At 49.7% G+C, this 22584-nt stretch carries 22 protein-coding genes; 10 read left to right on the forward strand and 12 right to left on the reverse strand.

Features of this window, described 5'->3' with window-relative positions:
* A partial coding sequence (locus tag BZG74_RS10370; protein ID WP_158020644.1) for a helix-turn-helix domain-containing protein occupies positions 1–178 on the reverse strand: 178 nt, incomplete at its 3' end.
* 274 nt (positions 179–452) lie between these two features.
* Here BZG74_RS10370 and BZG74_RS10375 point away from each other — a divergent pair.
* The gene (locus tag BZG74_RS10375) at positions 453–1793 is read left to right on the forward strand and encodes an ABC1 kinase family protein (protein ID WP_201247379.1); all 1341 of its coding nucleotides are present in this window, start codon (positions 453–455) and stop codon (positions 1791–1793) included.
* Between the two features lie 26 nt (positions 1794–1819).
* Here the strand turns inward: BZG74_RS10375 and BZG74_RS10380 are convergent, their stop codons facing one another.
* Positions 1820–2761 carry a Gfo/Idh/MocA family protein gene (locus BZG74_RS10380; protein ID WP_077772534.1) on the reverse strand — a complete coding sequence of 314 codons (942 nt, stop codon included), beginning with the start codon at positions 2759–2761 and terminating at the stop codon, positions 1820–1822.
* 100 nt (positions 2762–2861) lie between these two features.
* Here BZG74_RS10380 and BZG74_RS10385 point away from each other — a divergent pair, with 100 nt between their 5' ends.
* The gene (locus tag BZG74_RS10385) at positions 2862–3194 is read left to right on the forward strand and encodes a DUF3392 domain-containing protein (protein ID WP_069361264.1); all 333 of its coding nucleotides are present in this window, start codon (positions 2862–2864) and stop codon (positions 3192–3194) included.
* Between the two features lie 153 nt (positions 3195–3347).
* Positions 3348–4625 carry a DASH family cryptochrome gene (locus BZG74_RS10390; RefSeq protein ID WP_077772535.1) on the forward strand — a complete coding sequence of 426 codons (1278 nt, stop codon included), beginning with the start codon at positions 3348–3350 and terminating at the stop codon, positions 4623–4625.
* 18 nt (positions 4626–4643) lie between these two features.
* Here BZG74_RS10390 and BZG74_RS10395 read toward each other — a convergent pair whose 3' ends face one another.
* The 3 genes from BZG74_RS10395 to BZG74_RS10405 all read right to left on the reverse strand — a co-directional run bounded on the left by BZG74_RS10395 (position 4644) and on the right by BZG74_RS10405 (position 8024).
* Complete coding sequence (locus BZG74_RS10395; RefSeq protein ID WP_077772536.1) at positions 4644–5285, reverse strand: esterase/lipase family protein; 642 nt, start codon at positions 5283–5285, stop codon at positions 4644–4646.
* A 187-nt stretch (positions 5286–5472) separates the two neighbouring features.
* The gene (locus BZG74_RS10400) at positions 5473–6843 is read right to left on the reverse strand and encodes a YjiH family protein (protein WP_235605747.1); all 1371 of its coding nucleotides are present in this window, start codon (positions 6841–6843) and stop codon (positions 5473–5475) included.
* Positions 6844–7187: 344 nt separating this feature from the next.
* On the reverse strand, positions 7188–8024 hold the full coding sequence (locus BZG74_RS10405) for a hypothetical protein (protein ID WP_131825633.1): 837 nt from the start codon (positions 8022–8024) through the stop codon (positions 7188–7190).
* Positions 8025–8231: 207 nt separating this feature from the next.
* Here BZG74_RS10405 and BZG74_RS10410 point away from each other — a divergent pair, with 207 nt between their 5' ends.
* The gene (locus tag BZG74_RS10410; RefSeq protein WP_077772539.1) at positions 8232–8567 is read left to right on the forward strand and encodes a DUF440 family protein; all 336 of its coding nucleotides are present in this window, start codon (positions 8232–8234) and stop codon (positions 8565–8567) included.
* 158 nt (positions 8568–8725) lie between these two features.
* Here BZG74_RS10410 and emrD read toward each other — a convergent pair whose 3' ends face one another.
* From emrD to BZG74_RS10435, 5 genes are all read right to left on the reverse strand, one after another.
* A complete protein-coding gene (gene emrD, locus BZG74_RS10415) occupies positions 8726–9934 on the reverse strand; it encodes a multidrug efflux MFS transporter EmrD (protein WP_077772540.1) in 1209 nt (402 codons plus the stop codon).
* Between the two features lie 191 nt (positions 9935–10125).
* Positions 10126–10587 carry a methyltransferase family protein gene (locus BZG74_RS10420; protein ID WP_077772541.1) on the reverse strand — a complete coding sequence of 154 codons (462 nt, stop codon included), beginning with the start codon at positions 10585–10587 and terminating at the stop codon, positions 10126–10128.
* 105 nt (positions 10588–10692) lie between these two features.
* Positions 10693–11298, reverse strand: a complete 606-nt coding sequence (locus BZG74_RS10425) for a GTP cyclohydrolase II (RefSeq protein WP_077772542.1) — start codon at positions 11296–11298, stop codon at positions 10693–10695.
* Positions 11299–11454: 156 nt separating this feature from the next.
* Positions 11455–12012 (reverse strand): sugar O-acetyltransferase, encoded by a 558-nt coding sequence (locus BZG74_RS10430; RefSeq protein WP_077772543.1) that lies wholly within the window; start codon positions 12010–12012, stop codon positions 11455–11457.
* Positions 12012–13292, reverse strand: coding sequence for a patatin-like phospholipase family protein (locus BZG74_RS10435; RefSeq protein WP_235605748.1), 1281 nt, complete (start codon positions 13290–13292; stop codon positions 12012–12014). The genes BZG74_RS10430 and BZG74_RS10435 overlap by 1 nt, the downstream gene beginning before the upstream one ends.
* 754 nt (positions 13293–14046) lie before the next feature.
* Here BZG74_RS10435 and BZG74_RS10440 point away from each other — a divergent pair.
* From BZG74_RS10440 to BZG74_RS10455, 5 genes are all read left to right on the forward strand, one after another.
* Entirely contained in the window at positions 14047–15534 is a 1488-nt protein-coding gene (locus tag BZG74_RS10440) for a sodium-dependent transporter (protein ID WP_077772544.1), read from the forward strand.
* Positions 15531–15632 carry a MetS family NSS transporter small subunit gene (locus BZG74_RS15520; protein WP_100297978.1) on the forward strand — a complete coding sequence of 34 codons (102 nt, stop codon included), beginning with the start codon at positions 15531–15533 and terminating at the stop codon, positions 15630–15632. Before BZG74_RS10440 ends, BZG74_RS15520 begins: the two co-directional genes overlap by 4 nt.
* Positions 15633–15898: 266 nt before the next feature.
* Entirely contained in the window at positions 15899–16618 is a 720-nt protein-coding gene (locus tag BZG74_RS10445) for a response regulator (protein WP_077772545.1), read from the forward strand.
* On the forward strand, positions 16608–18056 hold the full coding sequence (locus BZG74_RS10450) for an ATP-binding protein (RefSeq protein ID WP_077772546.1): 1449 nt from the start codon (positions 16608–16610) through the stop codon (positions 18054–18056). The genes BZG74_RS10445 and BZG74_RS10450 overlap by 11 nt, the downstream gene beginning before the upstream one ends.
* A gap of 5 nt (positions 18057–18061) precedes the next feature.
* On the forward strand, positions 18062–19321 hold the full coding sequence (locus tag BZG74_RS10455; protein ID WP_077772547.1) for an ABC transporter substrate-binding protein: 1260 nt from the start codon (positions 18062–18064) through the stop codon (positions 19319–19321).
* Positions 19322–19403: 82 nt separating this feature from the next.
* Here the strand turns inward: BZG74_RS10455 and BZG74_RS10460 are convergent, their stop codons facing one another.
* Positions 19404–20168 (reverse strand): DeoR/GlpR family DNA-binding transcription regulator, encoded by a 765-nt coding sequence (locus tag BZG74_RS10460; RefSeq protein ID WP_069361276.1) that lies wholly within the window; start codon positions 20166–20168, stop codon positions 19404–19406.
* A 61-nt stretch (positions 20169–20229) separates the two neighbouring features.
* A complete protein-coding gene (locus tag BZG74_RS10465) occupies positions 20230–20964 on the reverse strand; it encodes a glycerophosphodiester phosphodiesterase family protein (protein WP_077772548.1) in 735 nt (244 codons plus the stop codon).
* A 279-nt stretch (positions 20965–21243) separates the two neighbouring features.
* Here BZG74_RS10465 and ugpB point away from each other — a divergent pair, with 279 nt between their 5' ends.
* Complete coding sequence (gene ugpB, locus BZG74_RS10470; RefSeq protein ID WP_077648803.1) at positions 21244–22548, forward strand: sn-glycerol-3-phosphate ABC transporter substrate-binding protein UgpB; 1305 nt, start codon at positions 21244–21246, stop codon at positions 22546–22548.
* The last annotated feature ends 36 nt before the right edge of the window (positions 22549–22584 follow it).

Consider the following 22584-nt stretch of genomic DNA (forward strand, 5'->3'; position numbering starts at 1 on the left):
GCTGCTGAGCTTGAGCGGGCTCGTAACGGCCGTCCGGTAATCGGTTCCTACTTAGCTCTCTCGAGATTGTTGATTTTGACTTACAAAGGGTTTCGGCAATGACTGTTTGTGAACAGCCACGGGCCAAAAGGACAGAAATCTGGTATCGTTGTCCTTCGGTCAACTGCTGGTAACTCATGGTAATCACGTTTTGATTTTGGCGATGAGAAGCGTACCACTATCAGCAGTTGACTTCCTCTCGCCAGTTTAACCATGAGTGTTGCACTTATTATCTGAATTCAGGGCTTCCTAGGCTATTGACTTCAGCCCGCAACAAACTACGCAGCCCTGAGGTATACATTACACCTCTGCTGATTGCTGTATGCGAGCAAGGCAACAAACGTGACTTTCTGCACGCGCCCCTACCAAACCATTCCGCTGTTCGTCGCGTATTCTTAGTGGGTATTCAGGAGGTGGCTATGAAAAATCGTAAAGTGCCGCATGGTAAGTTTTCTCGCTTTGGTGCGCTGGCCTCTTTAGCAGGACGGGTGGCGTCGAATGTGGCGTGGGAAGGTACTAAACAGTTTGCCCAGGGCAATCGGCCGAGTCGTAAAGATTTGGTGATGTCGCCGGCCAATATTGCTCACGTGGCGGACAAACTGGCGGATTTGCGCGGGGCGGCAATGAAGGTGGGCCAACTGTTGTCGATGGATGCGGGTGATCTGATCCCACCCGAGCTTAGCGATCTGCTCGCCCGTTTGCGTAATAATGCTACTCCCATGCCACCGGCGCAGCTTAAAGCAGTACTCAATCAAGAGCTGGGCGACAATTGGCAGGCTGAGTTCACCCACTTTCGTTTCTCACCTATCGCGTCAGCATCGATTGGCCAAGTGCATGAAGCCTACACCGATGCCGGTGAAAAAGTAGCCGTAAAAGTGCAATACCCGCGCATCAAAGACAGCATTGATAACGATGTGGATAATGTGATCACTTTACTGCGCTTAAGTGGCCTGATCCCCAAAGAAGCCAACTACCAAGCCTTACTCGATGAAGCCAAGCAGCAGCTGCATGACGAAGCCGATTACCGCAAAGAAGCACAAGCACTGACTCGGTTTGGCGACCATTTGAAAAATGCCAACGGTTTGGTGGTGCCAAGAGTGCACTCGGCCCTTACCTCCGATCGCATTCTCACCATGAGCTATATGGCGGGAGAGCCGATTGAGCGGCTTGACAAAGCTTCAGCGAGCATTCGCCACCATGTGATCACTCGATTGTTCCAGTTACTGTTTGAGGAGGTGTTTGTATTCGGTGAAGTGCAAACCGACCCCAACTTTGCCAATTACTTGTATCAGCCTGACACCGGGCGTGTGGTGTTGCTCGATTTTGGCGCCACCCGTCAGTATGCTCCGACCATTACCGATGGCTATCGCAAGCTATTTTTAGCGGCGATTGAAAAAGACAACGCAGGGATTGAGGCGGCACTGAGCCAAATTGGCTTTTTTGCCGATCATATCTTGCCTGAGCAAAAAGCCAGTGTACTTGAGCTCGTGAATACGGCTTGTGAGCCGATCGCAACCGATACGCCATTTAACTTTGGTGAAGCAGATTTGGCGACCCGTTTGCGTAACCGAGGGATGGCACTGAGTATGGAGCAAGGCTATTGGCACACACCACCAGCAGATGCGCTGTTTTTACATCGTAAAATTGCCGGGTTGTATTTATTGGCGGCCAAGTTAAACGTCAGTTTTAATGTTCGCCAGTTGCTAATGCCTTATTTAACTCACTCGCACACGGCTAATCCGGTCGAAGCGTAACCATCCACAGCGTGCTGCGCCGAGCCCTAGGGGCTATCACGCAGCGCCTCACAATAGGCAACCAAATCTTCCGCGGCCCAGTGGCTCGCCACATTACGAGCGGTGAGAGCAGCATCAACCCGCCCTTCGCTGATTACCTCAAACCAATGGCTGAGCATCGCAGCAAATCCTTTGCTCGCTTGCATCCCCGTCCAGTCTGGCAAGGTGAGCTGTGTGGTAACGTTATCTTGCATGCGTTCACCACGGGTAAAGCCATCAAAGAAATAGCACTCGTTACGATAGGCCGCAGCAATGGTTTCTTTGGTGACCCCATACTGGCGGTTCATGCTGGCCTCAAACAAGCTATTATCGCGGTGCCAACGCACGTCTAAACGCCCGAGCAAGCCCTCGCTAAATTGCGCAAACACATCCAAGTCATCAATATTGATGTCACCATGGACGTTAATGCTGTCGAGCGGGTGAATAAAATCATCAAAGATAAAACGACGTGGCGCATCGGGCAACGCATGACGATGTTTTTCCCAACGCAGCGATAAAAGCGGTGTGCCCAGTTCATCTTCAGGGCGCTGACCATTAAGGTGGGTGTTGAGCAAAGGCAAATAACGCCGGTTAAAGCCGGCAAACAAGGGGATTTGTTGTTGCTCTGCGAGGTTGAATAAGGCTTCAACTTCAGCGCCTGATGGGGTAACAGGTTTATCGACGAACACTGGCACCCCTGCTTGTAAGCAGGTACGAATTAAGGCCGCATGCGAGTCGGTGGCGCTGTGGATCATCACCCCATCCACCCCTGAGGCTAAGCACTCGTGGATATCACTTGCGGTCTCACTCACACGATATTGCGTGGCCAGCGCCGCCCGTTTCGCGCTATCACGGCTGCACAATACCCATTCCAGCCCCGGCCAGTTGGCCATCAATGGCAGGTAGGCTTTTTGTGCAATGTCCCCTAACCCGATCGATGCGATCTTCATGCCTTCTCCTTACATCGTGCGTTCCCGCGGGCCAAGTCCACGCTGGAAGTCGCTAGCAGAAATCAGTAACCTAGCCGCATTCTACACAGTGTAAATCGTTATGAATATTTTAATCTCTTGGTTTTCTCAAGCTGGCGCATGGTTAACACCATGGCTCAGTGATATTGCAGTGGCGATTGTCGCGTCACTGTTGGTGGTTTTTGGCAATGATATCAATCGGACGCTACGCCGTTTACTGACCGGCCATCATTTTATCGTGCGTACACTCGTTTTTGTGGCGATCAATGCCTTTGGTTATGGTGCTTTTATTATCGCCGTCTCCCCTTGGTTGGCACGACAAATGCGCGGATGGCCGGATCATTGGCTTTTTGCCGGCTTGGTCGCGACCTTTATTTTTATTGGTATGTGGGCACAACGGCAGCGACAGATCTAGCTCCTAGCCACTACACTCACCCACAACAGTTAAGTCGCTAATGTAAGCGAGAGGCTTTGCTACATTCGATGTCGATGAATTGTCAGCCAACGAGACGCATCAAGCAATCCGGTGACGGCCTCTTGGCGTATTGGTGAGAAAAAGGAGAGATGTATGCAACGCGGATTAATGTGGTTTCGCCACGACCTTCGAATACATGATAACCCTGCGCTCGCCAATTTAGCCTCGAGCTGCGATCAACTGACCTGCGTGTTTGTGATTGATCCAAGTTGGTATCGCGCGGATCACTTTCAAAGCAAGCACCTCGGAGCCCCACGAGAAGCGTTTTTGTGGCAAAGCTTAACCGAGCTGCATCGCGCGCTGGATGCGATGGGACAAAAGCTGATCATTCGTACCGGCAAGCCGCTAGAGGTGGTGGCGAACTTGTGTATGGATCACGAGTTTGATCTTATTGGCGTGACCGACCACCCAGGCACGCACGAGCGTCATCAGGTTGATATGCTGGTCGAGCGCTTTCCACAGCGAGTGGTCGTCTCGGATGCCCACACCTTGTTTACCCAGCACCAACTGCCTTTTGATTTACCGGATATTCCAGCCACGTTTACCCAATTTCGCAAAGCGGTGGAGAAACGTGGGATTAAACCGCGCCTGCCGCTTCCGGTGCCTGAGTCGTTGCCTGCCCCCATCAAAGAGATAAAATCCGACCCCGCGCCCCTGTCTGATCGCCGAATAGCACCGTATCAAGGCGGTGAAATCGCCGGACGCGCGCAGCTCAATCATTACCTTTGGGATACCCATCGTATTCAGCGCTATAAAGAAACGCGAAATGGCTTAGATGGTTGGGATTTCTCGTCACGCTTATCGGCCTGGCTCGCCAACGGCAGTTTATCCGTACGCTGGGTGGCTGCAGAGCTCGACCGCTATGAGCGCAATGTCGAGAAGAACGAGTCCACTTATTGGCTATATTTCGAGCTATTGTGGCGCGAGTATTTCCAATGGATGCTGTATCACTACGGTGCCCGTTTTTTTGCATTTAAAGGCGTGGCTAACAAACGGCCACTCACGACCTTTTATGCCGAAGCTTTTATGGCATGGCGCGAAGGCACCACGTCTTTTCCCATCGTCAATGCGGCGATGCGCCAACTTAAACAAACGGGGTGGCTCTCTAATCGCAGTCGACAATTGGTCGCCAGTTGCTTAATCCATGAATTAGGCGTTGATTGGCGCTATGGCGCAGCATACTTTGAGCAGCAACTGATTGATTTTGATGTAGCGGCTAATTATGGCAATTGGCAATACCTAGCCGGTGTTGGCGCCGACCCGCGTGGCAGCCGCCGATTTAATCTCGATAAACAAGCAGCACAGTACGACCCCGATGGGACGTTTATTAAGGGTTGGGTGGGGGAACACGTCTCATCCGAACTAAAGTGACCTTATATAGTCACCACTTCAACCCTCGGCGGCTGGCACAGCCGCCGACGCATATTGAGCGACTAACTGAATCACACGATCACTGACCCGGCGTGAAAACAGGAGCGCAATGTGGGTCACCGGGTACACATCATGGCTAGTCATGCCCTCGATTTTGGTCTCTTCAACCAGCACAGTGCCATCGCAAATTTGGTCTTTTAATAACAGTGCAGCCGGTCCCCACGGGCAATCGCCAGCTATGCTATGTAATGGTGGAAGGCTTTGCCAGGGTTTGACCTTTTCAGGGACAAGCACCTCTTCGCTGCGTTGAAACAACCAGCCGCCCCACCCCAAATCGCCAAAAATACGTGCCAACTTCGCGCCTTGATGCGGTGTGCCCAAGGTGATCACTGCACGAATATCAAGAAGCGGTCTATCGTCCTGCTCTGTATGCTGTTCCAAGTAACGGCGAATAATGAGTCCGCCCATCGAGTGGCCAATCAAGATCGCGGGCTGGTCGCCAATAAAGGCATCTATCTTAGCGGTGATATCATCTAGATCTGGGTTAAGCGTGTTATAAGAAACATTTAGCACCTGATGGCCATGTTTTTCTAAGCGCTCGCACAGCGGAATTAAGAACACACCGTGCATGTACAACCCATGAAGAGTGACTATTTTCATCCCGCCTCCCGTTAATCGTTGCGTCCAGCATACCAATATATACCCCGTGCTGCCCATAGGAGGTTGATACGGCGAGGGCTTGCATCACAACAACGAGGACACAATAACAAAAAACGCCCCACAAATAGTGAGGCGTTAGTTTTTCATCTAGCATCCATACTCACGCGATGCTTGGCTGGGTGCCTGATTAGAAAATCAGGTGGGCAATCCCTGCGATCACAGGCAGTGTGACCAACGTACGCAGAATAAAGATCACGAACAGTTCCCACAGTTTGACTGGGATCTTGCTGCCCAGCAACAACGCCCCAACTTCCGAAATATAAATCAGTTGGGTCACCGATACCGTAGCAATCACAAAACGGGTCATTTCACTGTCGATCTCAGCCGCTAAAATGGCCGGGATAAACATGTCTGCAAAGCCAATTACCATGGTCTCAGAGGCTTTCACCGCATCAGGGATATGCAGCAGTTCAAGCAGTGGTACAAATGGCGCCCCTAGGATGCTAAACACATCGGTGTATTCAGCGACCATCAACGCCGCCGTACCAATTGCCATCACAACCGGCAACACACCTAACACCATATCAACGGCGTTTTGTACGCCTTCTTTTAGCACACTGCTCACCGAGCGAATTTTCTCGGCACGCGTCAGGGCACATTGTAGCCCGTAACTTAGCGTATTGTGACCAGCTGGTAAGACTTCGTCATTGGTTTCACGCTCAGAGTTATCGATAAGCGCATCTTTTTTCCAGCTTAATGGTGGGAGACGAGGTACGATAATCGCCGCAGCAATCCCCGCCAAACACACGGTGAGATAAAACCAGGCAAACATGTGCATTAAGTCAACTTGGGCTATCACCACCAAACTAAAGCTGATTGAAACCGCAGAGAAGGTGGTGCCTACTACAGCCGCTTCACGCTGAGTATAAAAGCCTTGCTCATATTGTTTACTGGTCATCAAGATACCGACACTGCCATCGCCTAGCCAAGACGCTGCACAATCAACTGCAGAACGCCCCGGTAAACCGAATAGTGGGCGCATTACCTTGGTGAAAATCGCGCCAAGCAATTCAAGCAAACCGAAACTCGTAAGCAGCGGCAGTAATAGGCCCGCGAAGATAAACACTGATAATAAGGTCGGCAGCAGCTCATTGAGCACAAAGGCACCTGTGGTCTCACCCATGATCACCGGTGAGCCAAAGCCATAAAAGGCCATCACGATAAAGGCAGCACCAAAAACACGGGTAATTAGCCATACGGGTGACACATTGAATAGGCCATTGAGAAAGCCATTTCGCATAATAACGGCAGGCTTAGTCAGCGTAACCAACACTGAAACGACGGCACTCAACACCACTAAGGCAGTGACGACCGCTGTTGCACTGTTACCTAGTAAGTCCAAGACACTGCTCGCCATCACCGCAATCGGGATGGTGACGCTGTCACCGAAACTGACTGGCGTCATAAAAAGGAACAACCCCAATAATGATGGGATTGCGAACATCAGAATATTTCTCATCGAAGGTGACTTCGTAGAGAGAGAGTCAGTTTTTTGCATACGTCTGAATCCTGAATTTTTATTTATCTCACCGCGAGCGTCAGCATCTATGCTGATTAATTATTCACTCACTGTGACTAACTGGCATGCAGATTATCGAATCATACACAGGATGTAAATAACTATTTAGTCATAAATACTGAATAAATACACCCTGGAAGCAGATTACACATGCCTACTGGTGGTTTTATAGTTCAACAAACCATCTTTTGTGAAAAGTTTGTTACACCGTTTTATTGACCAAGATCAGATTCTGTTACTCACTTGTAGGGAATGAGGCGGGTTAGCTCACAGAATAAGTTTAATTCTCAAACGCTCAACGCCGACAGACACGATATGGTTCGCTATCCAATTTTGAAATCAATGCGCGCATATTCTTTGATCAACCAATCGCCAAAGTCATTGAGAAGGGTCATGACAGCACGTTTTTTTACCGGTTTGCGCTCTAGCAGGATAAAAAGTCGCTCAATCGCCATTTTTTTATCCGGGTAGTGTTTAATAAAAGCATCCGCACACTCGTTGAGTGATTCATTCCACTGCGCTTCTTTATGAAGTACCAAACCAAATGCACCGCGTATCAGGGTGTCTGCAATCGCTTGTGCGGTATTTAGCTGAGTGTTCCATGTGGTAGCGGCGGTGATTTTTTGTTTGGCACGCGCGAGTTTGTCAGAGATATCTGGATTCATCGCCTTCGCCACTTCCCAGCTGGCTTCAAACAAACCAAAACTGACCGATAAGTCTTGGCCATAGAGGCAAATGGCTCTGTGTTTAAAAAAGAACCCCCAATGAAAGACTTGTGAGAGATCTCTAACATGTGACACGGTCACGATATCGATATGGCAATCACTGATCACCTTGCTATGACTGGTTTTTAATCGCCAGAGCAAGGTGTTTAATGCGTTCGATTGATCAAGCGTCAGCGCGTGTTGGCACACCACAGTCAGCGATAGCACGCTTTCTTTCACCACGGCTCGCCGCCAAACGATATCGCCACTCACATAGACGCTGTGAAGCCGCTTGCCAAGCAAGCCACGTAGTTGTTTCACCGCTTTAATCATCACGGGAATAAATTCAGATTGGAACGGGGCACGCCGATCGGGCTCCGGTAAATAGGCGTTTCTGGATTGCAACTGAGTCACGACTTTCACACAGGTTTGAGTACGCGCGTTATTGTTGGTCATCTGCATAAACAAATCAACGCTCTAGCTGTGGTTCTGCTTTTATTTTAGCCAGAGGTTGGCTATTTGACCATGGGAGCCGACGGTTGAGAGGACAAACGCGGATAGGCTTTAGATACCTCTTTTGTGCAGGTCAACCGATACGGCACGGCTGAGATACCCCTTACAGCATGGTATAGTGCGCATACATACAGACAACGAGAGCTTACCATGACGCAAGAGAATCAACTCAGCTTGGAGACCGTGCTAGAGATCGCGTTCGAGATTTTTGCCGAAACCGCCCCAGACAACTTAGAGTTCGACGATTTAATGCTCTATGAATCACGCTTTGAAGAAGAAGGGGGCGCTGTGGTGGTTGAGGTAAACAACGATTGGCCAGAGCATGTGGGCGCCGATGTTGACTTATCGCAGTGTGCCGAGGTGCAAATGGGTTTAGCTGGCGCTGAGGTGTTAGATGAAGTCTTTGTTCGTATGCTCATCAGTCGAGATCCGGATAATAAATTCTGTCATTTATTGTGGAAGCGTAGCCCAACACAGATCCATTAACCCCGCTCCATAGGTTAACGGCAGCGACAGATGCTGCCGTTGTGGATGCGACTGCGCCGCCCACGGCGTCCAGTTGTAGATATCCCGTCGCGGAAACATGACTAAGTGTTATCGGTACGGACTAGCGCTGACTTCATTGGATAATACCGGTTGAATGATTACAGTACGGTCACTGAGTCCGTGTCATCATGGGCGTGAGCGCGATAACTGATCACCAGCCCCAAGCTTGCCAGCGTCGCCAATGTCAGCATGATTACCCCTAATGATAATTGGCTAGCCACACCGAGGCTACTGGCGACGAGTGTTACCAGCCCTGCCAATAGATTTTGCGCGCCGCCAAGAATGGCCCCTGCCGTACCAGCATGATAAGGAAAAGGACTAATCGCCCCCGTACTGGCAGCCGGAAAGAGAATACCTGCACCAGCAAAATACACACAGCCGCCACCCACTAACGCATAGAGTGAAACATCACCGAGCATACCGGGCAATCCTATGATACCTGCCCCCAACAACGCTAAGACACTGCCCAATGTCAGGGTGGGATAATACCCCATACTCTCGGAAAGCCGGCTCGACAACCCTGACCCGACTAAGTATGCCGGCAGAGGGACAACAAACAGCAAACTGATCACACTCGGAGACAACGCTAACGCCTCTGACATGATCACACCTGCCGCCGCCTCGAATAAAGATACACCGGAAAAAACGGTAATTAAGCACAGCAAATAGCCTTTAAACTGACGTGATCGCATCACATGACGATAGCGCGCGCTAAAATGACCAGGTTGGCGCAAATCGGCAGGCAAAGTCTCACTAAACCGCCAAGCCATGACTGTATAAACCAATACACCGAGCAACAATAAAAAGAAGTAACTGGCACGCCAATGTAACGCCTCGGTTAAAACCCCTCCTAGAAGCGGAGCCACTAAAGGAGAAAAGATCAGTCCCATACTGACTAGGCTATTGGCGCGGTGCAGTTTGGCTCCTGCAAAACAATCTCGGGTTAAGGTGCGCGCCATGGCACCGCCGCAGCCAATCCCCGCGCCTTGAACCATACTGCCCAGTAAAAATATCGCAAAGGAGGTCGCCAATAAGGTGATAGCCGTCCCGACTAAAAACAATGCTAACCCAAACAAGATAACGGGCTTACGGCCGATGCGATCGGAGACAGGACCATAAACAAACTGCGATAACCCGTAGGGAATAAGATAACAAGCCATCACCGCTTGTAGCCAAGCGGGCGATACGGCGAAGTCGTCTGCCATTGCACCGATGGATGGTACATACATGGTTTGAGTCATTTGCCCAACCGCCGCTAATAGAACGATCAATAGCAATAGCTTGCCCATAGGCATTGCCGAGGACATACCTGCACTCCTAAAAATAATTATGCGAAAATAAGTAAGGAACAGGTAGCGAGGTTGAGACTAAAGGCCTAGCCCACCCAGCCACCTGATGATAGACAGGCGAATGATAGGCTTTAAGAGAGCGTGTCGCAATCAGAGTCGATAATAACGATCCCGATTCTTTATTATACTAAAGATTAGTTTATCTAATCCTAAAACCAGCGTCGGACACGGGCCGAATAAGCGTCAAAGTCATCAGGCCATTGGCGTGATAAACGGGCTTCTTCAGCAGGAATAAATGTGGCGGATAGGTAGGACATAAAGGCAGGAATCATCCCCCAGCACCATAGCGCATTAAAATAAAGCCCAGCTGCGGCGATGATGAGTACCAACGCCAGATACATAGGGTTGCGGGTATAGCGATAGATCCCAGTCGTCACCAGCGCTGAGGGCATTTGTAGCGGATCAAGCGTGGTGTGATGGCGATGAAACGCCCATTTAGCTGCGGCTAATAACCCCACGGCTAACCCCAGCGGCAAGGCAGCCCACATCGGGGCACCCAGCACCAGCGAAAAAGGAAAGAAATGGCTCAGTAATAAGCCAATTGCAATCGCAATGATCATAGCCACGGGAGGCAATGGGGGAAAGAGATAATGCCATGTTTGCACACGCATGACTCCTCCTTGAGCAATGACTGATATAATGGCAGTAATGTAGCGAATTTAGACAGTGATTGTCACTGCCTAGCTGGCAAACTAGCCAATTTTAGCGACGAATGTTTAATCTTGCTCAATATTGAGACGATGCTTGCCGTGCTCGATTTTCGCCTTGAGATAGTTGCGGTTACCATCTTTGAGGTGCGCTTTGGTGCCAATCACTTCTTTTAAGGTAATGCCCGCAGCTTGCAGCTCTTCAATCTTTTTCGGGTTGTTGGTCACCAAACGAATGCAGTTGATCTCAAGTGCTTTTAGCATCTGTGCCGCTTCTGAAAAATCACGCAAATCATCCGCAAAGCCCAAATGATTGTTCGCTTCATAGGTGGTCATGCCTTCGCTTTGCAACTTGTAGGCATCTAGCTTGTTATATAGCCCTATCCCACGCCCTTCTTGGCGAAGATAAAGAATAATTCCCCCATCCTCACCCATTTTTTGGATGGTTTCTTCAAGCTGCTCACCACAATCGCACCGCGAGGAATGAAAAACATCGCCGGTTAAGCACTCGGAATGCATGCGCACCAGAGGCGGATCGGCTTTTTTATCGGCTTGTTGGAAAATTAGCGCGACGTGCTCTTGCTCAGACTCTAAACCATGGAAGGAAAGGATCTCTGCTGGGATCTGACTTCCCACCCCGACTTTCAACGGCACTCGGGCCCTAACTTTAACCATTCTGCGTCTATCTCTTACTGCTGATACCCGATGAAGGCGCTAACATTACTATACCCACATCAGTATGCCAATTAGAAAATGTTATATTATAACATTTATAGGGAGGATGCGATAAAATCGTATTGGTAGGTACCTGTCACCTTATCTCTGCCCTCATCACTGCAAACGCCGCACCACTGCAGCCGGATTACCGGCTACGATTGAGAAAGGCTCAATATCCGTATCAACGACTGACCCAGCTTCAATCACGACTCCTTCGCCGATCGCCGTACCTGCTTTTATCACGGTATTGCCCTCGATGATGACGTTATTCCCGATGATCACATCCTGAGAGGACTCACATTCACCGCGGGCGATATCTAGAGGCAATACGCGATGACGCGTGGTATAGATCCCAACATTAGGGCCAATACTAACGTTATCACCAATACTGACGTGGGCACCGTCTAAAATAGTGCAATTTGGCCCCACACTCACATTGCTCCCCAAATGAATATTCATCCCATAATGGCAAAAGAAAGGTGCATCGATTTCAACGTTATCGCCGATACGCGCAAATAGTTTGGTGGTCACCACGGCTAAACTAGTCGCATCTTCAGGATCAAGCCGGTTAAACTGCTGGCAAAGTCGGCGCGCGGCATATCGAAATAAAGTCAGCTCTTCATCCGCGGGACAATAAGGCAGGCCACGCTGCATTTTTTCGAACTCTGTCATCAGCTCTGACCTTGATGCGGCATTTGTACCGTGGTTGACTCAAAACGTGGATTATCGATTGACGATAAAGAGACCAAGGAATCGCCATATTGGCGCAAAAACTGGTTGCCCAGGGAAACACCCAACTGGTAATCAGCTTCAAGCGCCTCGGGTTTACTTAATAAGGCACTACTTTGTAGCGGCGCACTCGGCGCAATTTGTAAGACTTGCGTTCGCGCCGGGGGTGAGGCCAAAAACTGCAATTCACTTTGGTAGCTTTGATAATGTGTGGTCAGCATTTTAAGCATTTCCGTGTTCAATGGCTTGCCCGATAAAGACTGCAGCCGATAAATCGTGTCACCGCCAAACAGCCAACGCCCACCATTTTGCATCGCTTTTTCTTTCATGCTGTCTCGCACACGACTGACTAATTGCTCTCTTCCTGATTTATAGCGCTCCGAAAGCTCCCCCAACTGCTTACTCAGCTCTTTTTGGAAGGTCTCAAAGCGGGCGAGTCGATATTTAGACTCAAAATTGGACAAATAATCAGAAAGCTTAAATTGCGGCTTTTTGGTCTCTAGACGCTCGCGCAGTGTTTCGAGGAATCGACGGTTTTCATCATCACGTTTTTCTTGTTCAACCACAGGCTCGGTGCGAACCACAACGATAATATCCGCCCCGCGCGCGAACGCCTCTTTCGCTGGGATCGCTGCGGTTACTCCACCATCGACATAGCGGTGCTCACCAATGTTGACAGGATGCGGGTATAGCAGCGGAATGGCACAGGTCGCTTTCAAGGCATCTGGCCAGCTGTCTTCTGTCAGTGAGAAAAAGGCCGGTTGCAAAGAATCTACGTCAGTCGCACAGGCGTAGGCATAACGGTTTTGCAGATGATGCCGCGCCGCTTCCATATCCAGCGCCGTTTCTTTACCAGGTAGTGCCGTGTCTAGCGCCCAGTCTAAGTCCATGTAATGTTGTCGGCGAACATACTTCATTAAATGGAAGAAGCGCTCTTGCGTGGTGAGCTGAGTAATAAAGCGGTAACCATATTGGTACTGTTGGCAGACATATGCACTCATATTGAGCGCCCCTGCAGACGTACCAAAATAGAGCTCAAAGGGGTCAAATCGGTGGGTTAAAAACGCATCCAACACACCCGCGGTAAAGATCCCGCGTTGTCCGCCACCTTGCAGCACTAACGATATACGCTGCGGTCTTGAATACATGCCATTTTGTGCGCCAGCTGCCAGCGCATTGTCGGTCAAAGCCCTAGATTGCACGGCTTGATTGGTTCCTACCACGTTCGCCCCTTACGTTCACACCTAGCGTTATAATTTTGTTTTTATTAGCTGTTTTTATTTAGTACAACGCCACAGTCTAACGCGTCATGTGACACTGTGCTAGCGCATGCCTTTGTACCGCCTCGTCATTGGAGTGCGCAAAGGGCAACACAAGATTGTTAGGCCATCACTGCCACGGCGGCAAACGTAAAAATGAGGCCTAATGCACAGGCTGCGGTCGCTAATGCATAAGTCAGGTTTATATTCATGATGTTCTCCTAGGTGATAACGTTGCTATAACAAGTATAAACCACATTTAGTGTGCGTCTTTGCTGCCCAAAATTCTGCTGACCAGATCATGTTTTCTGGCGCCGTGGCACGGCTTATGCGCGACATTGCGTTGTTTTTTTCATCAATTAGTGAGCGAACAAAAATAACCATTAATCACCATTTATTGATAATTAAGACAGTTTTTATCACTACGTTTAGTTAACAAGGCGCCATTTATATCTACCTTAACAGCCGAACACCAGGCAAACCCACACTTTTTTGCTAACTTGTTGGTTTTATGGCTATTGATTTAGCCCCACGCTGTGCTTAATGTGCAATGACTGCCCGCTTTAGATAAAAAATTCAACATTCGGGCAACAGGAAGTTAAAAATCAATATTGCGGGAATGTGCTATTTCTTTCATATCGGCCAAAAAAAGCAGCTTCACAACACTGCCTATTTGGATGCGCGTAAAGAAAGGCGATTCGCAAAGGAGTAAGTAGATATGAAAAGAGAACAATGGGGCTCACGTGCCGGGTTTATCCTGGCTGCCGTGGGGTCAGCAGTCGGGCTAGGGAATATTTGGCGATTCCCTTATATGGCCTATGAGAACGGTGGCGGCGCCTTTTTTATTCCATACCTTTTTGCCATGCTCACTGCGGGTATTCCATTTATGATTATGGAATTTGGTTTAGGGAAAAAACTGCGTGGGTCATCGCCCGTGGTGTTTTCTAAGCTCAATACCAAATTTGAATGGCTGGGTTGGTTCCAAGTCTTAATCGCCGCAACGATCGGGATTTACTACGTTGCCGTGATAGGCTGGGCCATTTCCTACTTTGGCTTTTCGTTCGGGCAAGACTGGGGCACAGACACCAACGCCTTCTTCTTTTCCGATTACCTAAAACTCGGTGAAAACTCTCCCACCAGCTTGGGTGATTGGCAGTTGCACATCGCGATTCCAATGATCATTGCTTGGGCAATCACCTATGCAGCCGTTTTCCGTGGCGTGAAAGGCGGCATCGAAAAAGCCAGCAAAATCATGATGCCTTTGCTGTTTATCATGGTGTTGTTGCTCATTGGCCGTGTGGTGATGTTGCCAGGTGCACTGGATGGTTTGAATTATCTGTTCTCGCCTGACTTTAGCAAATTGGCCGATGCCAGTGTGTGGTCCGCCGCTTATGGACAGATCTTCTTCACGCTGTCGGTGGGCTTTGCCATCATGCTTGCCTACTCGAGCTATTTGCCGGAAAAATCTGACGTCAACAACAATGCACTGATGACGGTACTGATAAACTGCGGCTTCTCTATCGTGGCTGGTGTACTGATCTTCTCAATCCTTGGCTACATGGCAGCAGAGCAAAGTAAAGGGATTACCGATGTTGTCAGTGGTGGTGTAGGTCTGGCATTTGTGACTCTGCCGGCCGCCATTAACTTACTGCCTGTTCCTTATATTCTTGGTCCATTGTTCTTCCTGGCATTGGTTGTTGCTGGCTTGAGCTCACACATTTCGATCATTGAAGCCGTGACCTCATCCATCATGGATAAGCTCAACGTCACCCGTCAAAAAGCGGCGACAGCCGTATGTGGTGTGGGCTTTGTCGTATCAATGGCGTTTGCAACAAATGGCGGCCTGTTGCTGCTTGATTTGGTCGACTACTTTGTCAACAACGTTGCACTGCTTACAAGCTGCTTACTTGAGCTATTGCTGGTCGGTTGGCTGGTTAAATTGTCCGACATTCGTCAATATGTAAACCGTGTCTCTGAGTTCAGCGTGGGTCAGTGGATGGAAATTTGTATCCGCTTTATCAGCCCTATTATGCTGGCGGTGATCTTGGTGAAAAACCTGATTGACACCTTCAACGAAGGCTATGGTGGTTACGCGCAATTCGAACTACTGACCCTAGGTTGGGGCTTGGTCGCTGCTATGCTCGTGGTAGGTATTATTGTTAACAGCACCACTACCCCCGCTCGCGATATGGAGACAGACTCATGACAACAGGCGCAATTATTATGATGCTTATCGGCTTTGCCGTCACATGGGGTGGTGCAGCCCTGTGCATCCGCAAAGCCATGCACAGCAATAGCGAATAGCTCTTCGCAGTTCAAATCACACTATGATGTCAACCAAAGCCCTCTTTCCGAGGGCTTTGTCTTTTAGCGCTTTCGCGTCGTCAAGGGACGAACTATCTGCCTTTTTATACCTTTCCTCCTCCTGGATGTCTGCTATAACATCATCACCATAACGGTTATCAACAAGTCGCTGATTAATTACACAAAGTGCGCCTTTGTTTGTAGCATCTCAACGATAAAGCACCGATAATGGAGGGACTGACTTTAGCAACGAGGACAATGGCGATATGGCTTCAGCCAAACGCATCTTAGTGGTCGACGACGATGTCGAAATTCGTGAGCTTCTCCAAGCTTATCTCACCAAAGCCGGTTACGAAGTGATGGCCGCGCAAAACGGTCATGAGATGCAAACTAAGCTGGCTGTCCAATATCCGGATCTGATCCTGCTCGACGTGATGCTGCCAGGGGATGATGGCTTCACGCTGTGCAAAAGTATCCGAAAAGATTCAAGCGTGCCGATCATTATGCTCACTGCTGTATCAGACGAAACCGACCAAATTGTTGGGCTCGAGCTCGGCGCCGATGATTATATCGCCAAACCATTTAGCCCACGGCAGCTTATCGCTCGTATTCGCGCATTACTACGCCGTACTCAACAATTGCAAGAAACCACCCTATCGCGCCCCAAGGCGATTCGTTTTGGCCAGTGGCGTCTTGAACCCGCCACGCAACAACTTCATCACGTGGTCACTGGGATGGAAATTGAGTTATCCGCATCGGATTACGCGCTACTCATGCTATTTATCGATCACCCACATCAGCTTCTCGATCGTAATGCGATTAGCCAAGCGACGCGAGGCCGCGATGCGCAAGCGCAGGAGCGTGGCATTGATGTACAGGTTAGCCGTTTGCGCCAACGTCTGCGTGATACGGGTAAAGCGAATTTGATTAAAACCGTGCGCGGCGCGGGCTACATGTTTGTGGCTGAGATCCAATATGAATCATGACTGGTTGGAAAAACTGATCCCTCGATCTTTGCTATCACGCACCTTGCTGCTCACCTTGTTGTCCGTGGTATTGGCGCAGGGCATTGCCACCTCAATTTGGTATACCCAATCAAAACGTACCCAGCTTGCGGGGCTAGAGTCGGCCTCTGCGAGCTTGGCTAACATGTTTGCCTCAACCACCACCTTTTTCCAATCTTTGCCAGTCGCTTACCGTCATGTTGCACTTAACCAGTTGCGTAACATGGGTGGGACACGTTTCTTTGTCTCCTTTAATAAAGAAAAAATCCAAATCACGCCCATCGAAGACACTCAGGCAAAAAAGGTGGCAACCAGCACGGTATCGCAAATCTTGCATGAGCAGCTTCCTTCGCTTAATGCCATTGATGTCGATTTTTCTCGCCCCGAAACCTTGCGCGTACTCAATAACGATATCCTCTTACAAGACTTACCTAAGTCTTGGGCGCACCATACCTTAAGCTTAGAGCCCTTAAACCCGCCAATTCTGGTGGTACAAATGGAGCTGAAACAAGATGAGTGGATCTATATCGCCGCGTTATTGCCCGCTCCCTATGTCACGCTCGACGATACCTTGATTACCGCTGATCAAGTGGTCTTCATCGTGGTGATCACCGCGCTATTACTGTTTTTTACTTATACCTTGATTCGCCAGCAAGCTCGCCCCTTAAAGCGTTTGGCTAAAGCGGCCAACCTATTCAGCACCGATATTGAGCAACCGCCATTAAAAGAAGAAGGGGCGGCGGAAATCGCGATTGTGACGCGGGCATTTAATCGTATGCAGCGCCGATTGCAGCGTCACCTGCGTGAACGTGAGACCTTATTTCGCTCCATGTCACATGATTTAAAAACGCCGATCACACGCCTGCGCTTACGTGCAGAGTTAATCGATGATGAGGTACAAGCTGCAAAGCTCAACAAAGATTTAGATGATCTGGAGATGATGGTTAAAGGTGCCGTACAAACCGTCAGGGATACCGATATCCATGAGAACATGGCCGCTATCGATGTGATTGATTTCTTAGCGATGATTGTCGAGCCACACAATCAAAACCGTATCCGAGTGAGCATTGAAAGCGACGCTGTGCCGCCCTTTACCTGTAAACCACTTGCCTTTAAACGCTGTTTATCCAATTTAATTGATAACGGGGTGAAATACGGCGGTAAAGTGACGATTTACGTGATGGACGCAAAACACACGTTAGATATTACCCTGATAGACGAAGGACCAGGCATTCCTGAACAAGAGCTCGACTCGGTGTTTGACCCTTACGTACGCTTACACGATGACAACGACGGTTCAGGGCTCGGATTGGGCATTGCACGCGATATCATCCACGCACATGGCGGAGACATGGTGCTAAGCAATCGCAGTGAAGGTGGCCTGCAAGTTGATATCAGTTTCCCACGGGTGGAAGAATAATGAGGATGACACACAAAAGCTTGTCTCAGTGGCTGATTGGCATCGTGCTTGCTGCCTACAGCGTAGCCTCCCCCGCCAGCGATGTTGAAGTGCTGCACTGGTGGACCTCTGCAGGCGAAGCCAAAGCCGCTTCTGTGCTGCGTAAAGGGATTGAGCAACAAGGTCACCAGTGGCAAGACTTCGCCGTAGGTGGCCGCGCCGGGATAAGCGCAATGAACACCCTGAGGATCCGCGCCATCAGTGGCAACCCGCCCCTTGCAGCACAAATTAAAGGGCCAGAGATCACCGAATGGGCCCGTTTAGGCTTTTTACGTAATCTTGATGACATTGCGGAAGCGGAACACTGGGAAGAGAAAATTCCTGCCCCATTGCGTGATGTGATGCAATATCAAGGCAGCTATGTAGCGGCACCCATCAATATTCACCGCGTGAATTGGCTGTGGGTCAACTTACGCGCCTTTGAAGCGGCCAATGCCGACATCCCGACCGACTTTGCGAGCTTTTTTGCTGCCGCCGACAAGCTGCAACAGGCAGGCTATACGCCTCTTGCCTTAGGCGGCGAGCCATGGCAAGTCGCGACACTTTTCGACAGTTTGGCGCTATCAGTATTGGGCCCACAAGATTATCAACGTGCCTTCTTAGACTTTGATCGCAAAGCACTGCTGAGTGACGATGTGGTCAAAGCCTTTACCCTGCTGGCGAGGATGCGCCAATACGTGGATGATTCAGGTCAAGGGCGCAACTGGAGCGACACCACTCGTCTACTCATCGATAACCAAGCGGGGATGCAAGTGATGGGTGACTGGGCGAAAGGCGAGTTTTTCGCCGCCAATCAGCAAGAAGGCAAAGCCTTTACCTGTGTCGCCTTCCCTGGGACGAAAAATGCCTTTAGTTACAATGTCGACAGTTTTGTGTTTTTCAAGCCCAATAGCCAAAGTGAACGACAAAGCCAAACAGACATAGCCTCGTACCTACTCACACCACAATTTCAGCGTGACTTTAATCGTTACAAAGGCTCGTTACCTATCCGGTTTGATGTGCCCCTCCCCAAGGGAGACCGTTGCGCACAGCAATCACGTGACGCGTTTATTTATGCGCAAGAGAATGGCACCTTAAGTCCTAGCATGTCGCACGGGTTATCCACTACCCGCTATGTACAAAGTGCGGTGTTCGACGTGATTAATGAGTTTTTCTATAACCCTAAGCAAACCCCGCGTGAAGCCACCGAGGCGCTTTATCGCGCGATTTTATCCGCACAAGCGTGATCCCCGCTATGGTTTATCGCCACACAGGTATAGCCAGCCCTTCTCAACCGGTAATTGGCGCTTGCGTAGGGCTGGGATAGCGCTAGTCACAAGGAATAAAAGCGATATCTGGCGGCAGCGTCGAATAGTTGCTCAGTACATCGTTAGTGAACACATAATCGAACTGACTTAAGGTTGTCACTTTCACCGGTGCGCTGCGCTGCCACTTTGATCCATCTGCCACCAACCAACGCGCACTCGCCGCGCTAAGCATGGTGTCACTGACATCTGCTTCATCGGGTGAAAACTCACACACCCATCCCTCTTCATTGACCGCCGCACAGCCGATAATGGCGATATCCGGTTGGAAACGAGATAGGAACTGAAGCACTGAGTGGCCAACCATGTCTTGGTCATTGGCGCGCAACTTCCCCCCTGCCAGCCAAATATCAAGGTCAGGGTTCGCCCCCAAAATGTGCGCGATCTGGACGTTATTGGTGATTACGCGAAGGTTGCGTCTTGTTAATAGCTGCTCAGCAATCGCAGAAACCGTGGTCCCTATCCCAAGCATCACTGTCGCCCCCTCAGGAATGTGCTCGGCCACGGCCCGTGCAATCGCCGTTTTCACACCACTGTGCCGTTGCAAACGGCGCTGGTAATCGCTATTGACATGCGCAGAGGGCATATTAATGCCACCATGGTGACGTCGAGCTAAGCCCAGCGCACAAAGCTGATTAATATCACGACGAACCGTCTGCGTCGTAACCGAAAACTGCGTGGCTAAATCATCCGTTTCTAGGTGCTCTGTTTTTGCTAATTGCGCTAATATTTCGCGCTGACGCCAATTTAACTCTGCCTCTTGTGGCACGTATGCTCCTTGCTGTCAGAAAGTGCTCGACCGCTCATCGACCGAGTCGTTTAACCCCGTGTTAGCACGGGTGTGTTAAGTATTTGCCCGGATCGTCGGTGATCATCATATCTACGCCCCAAGCCCATAACGTGTCAACTTCAGCTGGCTCATTAGGGGTATAACACTTCAATGCTAAACCTGATTCTTTCACGGATTTCGCTTTGTCTTGCGTGAGGTGGCGATAGTTGCAGTGAATACTAAACGTCGCTAAGTCCCGAAACTCATGCCAATTGTCAGGGATCGTTTCCCATAAAATCGCCCGCGCTAACTCAGGCATTTCATCACGAACAATCGCGAGTGCTTCAAGAGAAAAAGACGAGACTAATACCTTCTCGGTGCTGATAGGGCTTGCCGACAAGCAAGCAAATATCGCGCGGCATAAGGCAGGAATATCGCTATCCGGGTAGGTTTTTATCTCAAGGTTGATATGAAGTGCATCACGGTGCGCTTGGGCTAAAACGGCCGCGAGCGTGGGTACCCTTTCATACCCAAACACGGGTGAAAAATGTCCGCCTGCATCAAGCTGCTGCAAGTCTGCCAAGGCGGTATCTTTTAGCGCCCCTGTCCCATTCGTGCAACGTGACAAAGTGTGGTCATGAAACACCACGGGCACCCCGTCTTGGGTCAATTGCACATCGACCTCCACCCAGCTTAATCCCATCTCTCGCACCTTTGAAATAGACGCTAACGTATTCTCTGGTGCATGAGCGGCGACACCTCGATGTCCGCATAATTGTTGTGGTGCGATTTTCATTTGAACAGTCTCATTTCAATCGGTCATTCGGGTATTGTAGGACAGCGTTCACCGCATTGTCTCGCGTAACTATGACAGTGTTTTTACGAATAAGTGGTTGCGGTTACGGCATTTTCATCATCAAAACACGCTCTATTTAACATTTTTTTCACACAGTATGAGACAGCGGTCAAAAGTCATACAATTGTCATCTCCCTTTTCGTTTGGGTTCATATTATGTTCATTTTTGTTCATTAAGTTGCCGAATGAACATTACCCAATCCTCAAAAGGAGTGACGCATGAAAACCCAACGCTTAACCGCGCTCTCTTCGGCCCTGTTGCTGGCCTCTTTTTCTGCCAACGCGACAACCGAAATCGAATGGTGGCACGCAATGGGCGGAAATCTTGGCGAAAAAGTGAATGAAATTGCCGAGAAGTTCAATGCCAGTCAGGATGACTATTCCGTCAAACCCGTCTACAAGGGTAACTACACCGAAACCATGACAGGCGCCGTATCGGCATTCCGCGCCAACAAGCAGCCTCATATCGTCCAGGTGTTTGAAGTCGGCACCGCGACCATGATGTCAGCAAAAGGAGCGGTGTACCCTGTCTATGAGCTGATGGAAAATGCCAACGTCCCGTTTGACCAATCTGACTACCTCTCTTCTGTCACGGGTTATTATTCGGATGAAGATGGCAATATGCTGTCGATGCCGTTTAATAGCTCAACGCCCGTGCTGTATTACAACAAAGACCTATTTGCTAAAGCTGGCGTTAATCCTCCCAAAACCTGGGAAGAGGTTGAGCAAGTATCTGAGAAACTGCTTGCCAATGGTGCTCAGTGCGGCTTCACGACTGGTTGGCAATCTTGGGTACAAATTGAAAACCTCGGCGCTCGCCACAATGCCCCCATTGCCACCAATGACAATGGCTTTAGCAGTGTCGATAACAAAATGCTGATTAACCAGTCTCCGTTTGTGGATCACATTGCCAAAATGGCGGATTGGCAACAGGCTGGCATTTTTGAATATGGCGGTCGCCGCTCTGACAGTGCTCCGCTGTTCTACAGTGGTGAATGTGCCATGTATATGAACTCGTCAGCGTCTTATGCCGGTGTGCGTGAAAGCGTGAAAGATTTCGAGTTTGGTGTGGCGAAACTCCCTTACTGGGACAAAGCCGTTGAGCAGCCAAGAAATACCATCATCGGTGGCGCAACGCTTTGGGTTCTACAAGGCCACGAGTCAGAAGAGTATAAAGGCGTCGCCCAGTTCTTCTCCTTCTTGTCTCAACCTGAAATCCAAGCCGACTGGCACCAGTTCACCGGTTACTTACCCATTACCCACGACGCCTATGAGCTAAGCAAGAAGCAAGGCTTTTATGCCAAAAACCCAGGCACGGACATCGCGATTAAGCAGATGACCGAGGTCGAACCAACGCCTGCTTCGAAAGGGATCCGCTTAGGTAACTTCGTGCAAATCCGTGACGTGATTAACGAAGAGCTTGAGACTGTATGGTCCGGCGATCAATCGGCTCAAGAAGCGCTGGATGAAGCCGTTGAGCGCGCTAATGGCTTGCTTTCAAAGTTTGCGAAAGCTAATCAATAAACAGTTAATTCCTTACATAAAAAACCTTGTTGTATG

Origin of the sequence: Salinivibrio sharmensis (genome assembly GCF_001995985.1) — a bacterium.
GTDB lineage: Bacteria > Pseudomonadota > Gammaproteobacteria > Enterobacterales > Vibrionaceae > Salinivibrio > Salinivibrio sharmensis.